The following is a 2268-nucleotide window of genomic DNA, read 5'->3' as shown; positions in this document are numbered from 1 at the left end:
AGTGCAAGCTTTAGCGAAAGGATCGCTTTTAGCTTTTACATAAGTACTACCTCTAAGCTCGATTCTACCTTCACTTAATTTAGTCATGATGGTGTCAATGCGATCCATAAGCTTACGTACTGGACCATTAGTTCTGCATTCAACTCTAGCTTTAAAGTCTGCTTCTGAATCTGAATTCATACTAGATTCATAGCTATAAATCTTGGATAAGGCTTCAAGCACAGTAAACAAGAGAATAGTTGGATTTTCATCTTTAAAATCTTTGGTTAATTTCGCAATTGCTAAAGGTATTTCTAGTTCATTTAGCTCATCAGCAAAACCTTTAGGATCGATAGCCTTGATAATCTCACGCCTAAAGTGAATTAAGCAGGATTGATGCTTTGCATTAGGATGCTCATCTTTAAGGAGAGCATCGTATCCAGGATAACCGTCAGTACAAATTGTTTTAAACTTGTAATCCTTGGTAATAAGCTCTTTTATCGCATCTTTTGAGCGGTTTCTTAAGTAGTAATACAAACAGAACTGCTCTTTAGCAAATCTTGGGGCGGTAAGAGCTAAGACGTAATTCTTTGAGTCAATTTCGAGAGAGGTTACATCAGCTGGTGCCTGTTTTTTACCTTGAGCTTCTAAACAATCAAATGGAGTTTCATCTACTTGAATGGTATCAGCCCTTTTAGCTGCATTCTCAACCATATCAAATAAAGGTTTGATGTAGATATCTGCAAAGTCGTGCATGTTGTAATAGAAGGTGTCATTACCAAAGCCTTGTATACGACCTAGAGCTGATACAAACTTATTTAATGGAATGCCATTAACACAAGCATAGCCTATATCAATGCAAGTTTCGCAACTTAACTGGCGGTTAGGGATTACAGGTACATTTTGCTCTTCACTGATAGCGATATGTACATGACCACACTTATTACAAATTGCTGCATCATGTAAGTTCTCTGTATCCTGTAACAGCTGTTGAGCTCTGTTAATGTGAGAGTATAACTTATCTTTTAGTTGACCAATATTTTCTAAAGTACCACCACAATGACAGGTGTTTTTATCTAGTTTTGCATTAGTTACCTTGTCAGGATTACGTGGCTTAGATACTCTTCCTTTTGACTTAGTTTTAGCTTTTTCAACTCTTTTCTTAGCAGGTGTCTTTGAAATATCAATAGCTGCTTGCTTAGTTTCGCTTAGTTGCTCTTTAACCTCCTCAGATACACTACCTAAAACTTTATTTAGCATAGTAGATGCTTTGGAGATTTGGGTTATAGAGTTTCCAAGAGAGCCTGCTATATTAGCTTGCTCTTCTTTAGCTTTTTCTAAATCAACATCGCCTTGTGGTGGAATATTACCGTTAAGATCTTTACCTGTAGGTGCCATAGGTGTTTGTAAGAAATAGGACTTTGCTAAATTTGCCCATTTAAATAGATTGTCAGCTGTAAACGCAATTTGCTCAGTTAAATCTTTGATAAGTAAATCGTCAATGTTAAAGCAGTACTTGTTTAACTCTTTAGCTATCAGCGAAGTGCTATGAAGGTATTCTTTTAAAATAGGGGCTACAACTTCTTTAAAGTTAGCTATTTGGGCATCTTTATCTTCGATGGTTTTGAGTAACTGAGCGTTTTTAGAACGCTCCTTTTGCAGCATTTCCATAAGCTCTTCGTAAGTTGGTTGTTTTGTGTTACTCATTTTAAATTTAGCCCTTTTTTATCTAAGTTTTGATGTATTTTAACAGTTGTAAAATCATAGATAAATAGCCCTAAATTCGCATCAGAATGCGCTATAACGAGCCTCTTATTTGGTGAGACTGTTTCTTCATTGAGGGGTAAATTTCGATCTGTAGTGATCAGCAAAGATCCTTCTAGATCATTTTTAGGCATGGGTAATTGAGCCTAAAAAAGAGGGATTTTTAGGCTTATTTTGAAGGTCAAATTTATTTAAAAGTGTGATGTAAATCACCATGATTTTTGGCTATTTATACAAAAAGTGCTCCCTCTTAAAGTCGATATCATTACCATCAAGGTATTTTAATAATTTGTCCTTGGTAAGAGCTCTTGATGCAGCCCCATCAGCATCTGCCATTAAGCGTTGATAACAACCAGAATGTAGTTTTCTTGAGATCATTAAACTACCTTTATCGTCACTATGGATGATTTTGGCGATGTTCCTGCGCTTAGAAACAAATACCACCCAATCATTACCTTTACTAACATCAATGCTTAGGTACTTTAGTGCCATAGCACTAAGCCTATCAAAGCCACTTCTTAAATC

At 36.0% G+C, this 2268-nt stretch carries 2 protein-coding genes; both read right to left on the bottom strand.

All coding sequences use genetic code 11. The features are described 5' to 3' along the window. A partial coding sequence (locus J5V48_RS09605; protein ID WP_219938402.1) for an IS66 family transposase occupies window positions 1–1686 on the bottom strand: 1686 nt, incomplete at its 3' end. A gap of 282 nt (window positions 1687–1968) precedes the next feature. Further along, window positions 1969–2268, bottom strand: a 300-nt coding sequence (gene tnpB / locus J5V48_RS09600; RefSeq protein ID WP_219938400.1) for an IS66 family insertion sequence element accessory protein TnpB, incomplete at its 5' end; no start/stop codon positions are given.

Source organism: Succinivibrio faecicola (assembly GCF_019448115.1).
In the GTDB taxonomy this organism is placed as follows: domain Bacteria; phylum Pseudomonadota; class Gammaproteobacteria; order Enterobacterales; family Succinivibrionaceae; genus Succinivibrio; species Succinivibrio faecicola.
Note: the sequence above shows the minus strand (reverse complement) of the source record. Positions and strands in the feature narration are given on the sequence as shown.